We start from the raw sequence: 4,048 nt of genomic DNA, 5'->3' as shown, positions 1-4,048 counted from the left end.
TTGCAATTCATAGGGACGAGGGCTACAAGATGAGCAAAGACAAAATCAAACTAAATCTTCATGCTCATATGGTATTCGATTGGATAGACCACGGAACAGGTAGGGCAATGCACTACAACCGAACACACATGGCGCAGATCCAAACGATTGTGGCAAACACCCTCGACATGGAGCGAGGACAAAGCAGCGACAAGAAACACAAAACACCGCAGCAATATAAGGCGGAAAAAGAAGCAGAGGAAGCCATGAAAAGAAAGCAAGTAGCGGAAGAACAAGCAAGAAAAGCCGAAGCCAATGTAGTGGAGAAAAAGCAGGAACAAAAAGAACTTGAGGACAAAAATACTACATTGCGAAAAGAAATGCACACTATGTGGATGAAAAACCTTGAACTTAGCGGCCAACGCAGCAACCTTGCAATATCAGTGTATGACCAGAAGAAAGAACTTGAAAAAATCAATTTAAGCCTCTTTCAGGCTCAAAATGACCTTAACTCTACAAACAGCACGCTGAAAGACCAAAAGCGGCTCATATCGCAAAAAAACGACCAATTAAAGCAAATAGAGGAGGGTATTACGTTGGCGAAGTCCTTTGACAACAGGATTAGCAGGGCTTTCAATGGTGCAGACGTAGAAAACAGCCTATGGGGAGCAACCCCACTCCGAGCTGCAGCAGAAGAATGTGAGAAAATCAAAAACGAGATTGAAACCAGGTACAGACGCATTGAGAGCATCATAGGAAAAGCTGTCGATTGCATCTCCGACTGCATCACGGATATGAAACGGAGAGCCTTCAGCAGTTCTGATGTCCTGACCATCGACACCGCTCTGGGCAAAAGCAGACGAGAAGAACGAGCCGATTATCTTCTTGAAGCTGCCGAGGAAAAGGCAGAAGTGAAGCATGGGAATTATGCAGGCTGCGCAATTTGGGAACGTGATTTAAGGGCGATTGCTCGAGGGGAACAGGTAAGAACGATAGACAGGGGGCAAGGACTACGCTACTAAAGAAAAACATTTATTTCCTTGCTTTTCAAATACTTTGTATTACTTTTGCAATACAAACAAATACAAATAGAAGACATGAATACAACAACAATTAGAAAACCAGCATCTTTCAGATTACCACAAGACTTGCTCGAAGCACTGAAAGAACGTGCCAAGGCAAGCAATAGGAGCCTGAACAACTACGTTGAAAGCGCACTCTTGCAGCTCGTCTATCACGAACCCAACGAAACCACCATCGCAGCCATGAATGAAGCTCTGTCAGGAAAGGAACTTGAAACCCTTGACATGGCTAACTTTAAGGACTTCGTGAAATCTTTGTAATAGTATGGCAAAGTTTGAAATCAAACCTACAGGGCAATTCAAGAAAGACCTCAAGAGATACAAGTACGACCAAGGAAAGTTAGACGACTTGCAAAAGGTTCTTGATTGCCTGGAGGAAACAGGAGTAGTTCCAAAGGACTACAAGCCACACCCACTTTTCGGAAATTACAAGGGTTTTCTTGAATGTCATGTGCAGGAAGATTTTCTTCTCATTTGGATTGACAAGGAAAAACCTCTCATCAAGTTAGTGCGTATTGGAAGCCATTCTGAACTCTTCAAAAAATAATTTTCAATGGTATTATTTTGCCAAAAAATGGTAGAATAATACCAAAAAGTAAAAAATCTTTACAGCCCATAAAACGTTATATCTTTGTAGTACCCCCTCCCCCCAAGGGGGTCCTTTCATTCTTTCCCATTTTATTCACTTCTAACAACGCCTAATTTTTAATCGGGCTACCACCCGACTAAAAATTTTCCCTTATTGTTTATTCTTATTGTAGAGATATTCTTGTAAGAAAGCCTACAACCCCTGTATTTACAGGCATTCCGAGAGGGGAAAAGACACGAATTTACTAAAATATGGATAGGAAAAGACACGAATTTACTAAAACAAAAGACACAAATTTACTAAATTTATATATAAAAAAACACCAATTATTTTTGATTGTGTCTTTTTATTTATTATCTTTGCACCATAATTCAAAACCAAAATGATATGGACATGTACAAAGTTACTCTAACGAACAATGACGGAACGAGGGAAGTACTCCCAAAGGGTACGGATTGGGATTTCTACGGATTGCAGAGAATGCTCGACAAGTGCGAGATTAAGGCTTTCAAGGTTGAACTAAGATAATAAAGCTATGGGAAAGAATGAGGAAAACAGGCAGCTGACCGAAAAGGAGATTATGACGCTCCAGCCTAACAACGTGACTTTCGGGCAATACGACATCAGCCCAATACAGGAGAACATTTTAACCTGTATTGCAGATGCCCTGCAAAAGCATATGCAAAGAAAGATAGACTTTCAGCGTGATATATTCAACCAGCCCTTTGTTACTATCAATTGCGATGATGCAGGAGGAGAGAATAACAAAGCGAAAGTGATTGCAGCTGCAAGGGACTTGATAAAGAAACCTTTTGAATTTCGGTGGCAGCACCCAACGACCAAAAAGGAGATAGAAACCTACGGCACTATAATTTCAACCATTCACGACAACAAAGGGACAAACCGAGTGGATTTGAACTTCAACATTTGGGCAGTGCCTTTCTTGATATATTACGGCACAGGTGTAGGAGGTACGTTGTTTAACAAAGTTACAGCTTTAACCCTGCGTGGAAAGTACACAAAGCGGATTTATAAGATTATCTGCTCACAGAGAGACAGGACAATTTACGAATACCCGATTGAGCAATTTCGCAAGGATATGAAAGTCGGGAAATCATACACAAACACGCATATTAAAGAAAAAATTCTCGAGGTGGCAAAGAAAGAAATAAACGCAAGTTCCTCGGACGTTCACTTTGACTATGAATTTAAGTGCCGTAATCCCAAAAAAGGCAGGAAGCCAAAGGCAGACACACTGCTGCTTTATATCAAACCTGTTAAGAAGAAAGAGATAACAGGTACTAACGTGGTGGAGTATAATTTTGTTTATGAGCGTATTAAAAAGGCTCTTGACTTTCCTACGGACAACCGACCAGCAACCGCAATGGAGAACATTTTGAACGCTGCAAAGCTGCACGAGGTTTACGAGCGTATAGGCTTCTATGAGGACCAAATCAACCTTGGGAAGATGACACCTACCCACGTAAAAAATAGCATCTTGAAAATACTTCGTGAAGACTTTAGTATAAGATAAAAATCTATTACTGGATTAAGCTGTAGAATATCCAATACAAATTATCATCAAAATAATATTTATTTTTTTTGTGTTATTCAAAGTATAATATGTATTTTCGCAAAATCAATATTTCTAAGCGATTTGAGCGCTTTTAAGGCTTTTCCCCCTTATAATTGTCCGTTTATTCTTTCCGAGCTCGTCAGCGGTCTTTAATTTATATTCTCGGGTAAGTTTTTCAGCTACTGCCTTTGCTCGCTTGTGTATACATGACCTACAAACTTTCAAATAAAGCCAGAGAATCTTCTTGGCTGGATTATTAACGCATTAAAAGCAGAAAAAAATAACTATTTTGATTTTATATTAAAAAAATATCATTAAATTTACAGCTATTAATCTTTTAATCCCTATTCAATATGAAACAGAAAATATTACTTTCCCTTTTTACAATCTGTATAATATCCTTTTTTGAAGGATGTTCTAATGATGAATATAGTAAAGAATTAAAGGAGTTAACTACAACTAGTCATAATGTTATAGCTCTTCAAGATAGTACTATATTACCGATTAAAGGCACCCATAAAAATATCAAACACCTAAAAACAAGAGCTAATTATTATGATTATGATTTATCCGAAGAACTAGAACAACTTGATGAGATACCTATATACCTACAAGTTCAAGGAAATTCTGACGAAAGACGCTTTTTTAAGTGTAACAAATAAGGGAAAAGAAGTAACTATAGAAAAATTTAAGGATAAATCGCTAGATCAACAATTTTATATAAAAATACTTCCTGCTACAGCAGGAATTCCATATCTGATCTATTCAAAGAAGACAAATACTCTTATTAGAATTGGAACATATAAAAATAAGCCTGAAGTT

At 38.3% G+C, this 4,048-nt stretch carries 4 protein-coding genes and 2 pseudogenes; all 6 read left to right on the top strand.

What is annotated here, in order from left to right:
• Positions 1-1,001, top strand: a pseudogene (locus HMPREF0666_RS15600) (hypothetical protein); the annotation flags it as partial.
• 75 nt (positions 1,002-1,076) lie between these two features.
• Positions 1,077-1,322 carry an Arc family DNA-binding protein gene (locus HMPREF0666_RS15595; RefSeq protein ID WP_009013355.1) on the top strand — a complete coding sequence of 82 codons (246 nt, stop codon included), beginning with the start codon at positions 1,077-1,079 and terminating at the stop codon, positions 1,320-1,322.
• Between the two features lie 4 nt (positions 1,323-1,326).
• Positions 1,327-1,608, top strand: coding sequence for a type II toxin-antitoxin system YafQ family toxin (locus HMPREF0666_RS15590; protein WP_004384764.1), 282 nt, complete (start codon positions 1,327-1,329; stop codon positions 1,606-1,608).
• Positions 1,609-2,037: 429 nt separating this feature from the next.
• Positions 2,038-2,178: a hypothetical protein gene (locus HMPREF0666_RS18355; protein ID WP_009013354.1), complete on the top strand. Its 141-nt coding sequence runs from the start codon at positions 2,038-2,040 to the stop codon at positions 2,176-2,178.
• Positions 2,179-2,185: 7 nt separating this feature from the next.
• The gene (locus tag HMPREF0666_RS15585; RefSeq protein ID WP_009013353.1) at positions 2,186-3,184 is read left to right on the top strand and encodes a replication initiation protein; all 999 of its coding nucleotides are present in this window, start codon (positions 2,186-2,188) and stop codon (positions 3,182-3,184) included.
• Between the two features lie 633 nt (positions 3,185-3,817).
• A pseudogene (locus HMPREF0666_RS18350) lies at positions 3,818-4,048 on the top strand (hypothetical protein); the annotation flags it as partial.

It is taken from the genome of Prevotella sp. C561 (assembly GCF_000224595.1).
Classification (GTDB): Bacteria; Bacteroidota; Bacteroidia; order Bacteroidales; family Bacteroidaceae; genus Prevotella; species Prevotella jejuni.
The sequence above is the reverse complement of the archived record's forward strand: the minus strand, read 5'-3'. Positions and strand labels throughout refer to the sequence as shown.

Coding starts and splice junctions, on each gene's coding strand:
- HMPREF0666_RS15595 (WP_009013355.1), top strand. CDS start 1,077: ATGAATACAACAACAATTAGAAAACCAGCATCTTTCAGATTACCACAA.
- HMPREF0666_RS15590 (WP_004384764.1), top strand. CDS start 1,327: ATGGCAAAGTTTGAAATCAAACCTACAGGGCAATTCAAGAAAGACCTC.
- HMPREF0666_RS18355 (WP_009013354.1), top strand. CDS start 2,038: ATGGACATGTACAAAGTTACTCTAACGAACAATGACGGAACGAGGGAA.
- HMPREF0666_RS15585 (WP_009013353.1), top strand. CDS start 2,186: ATGGGAAAGAATGAGGAAAACAGGCAGCTGACCGAAAAGGAGATTATG.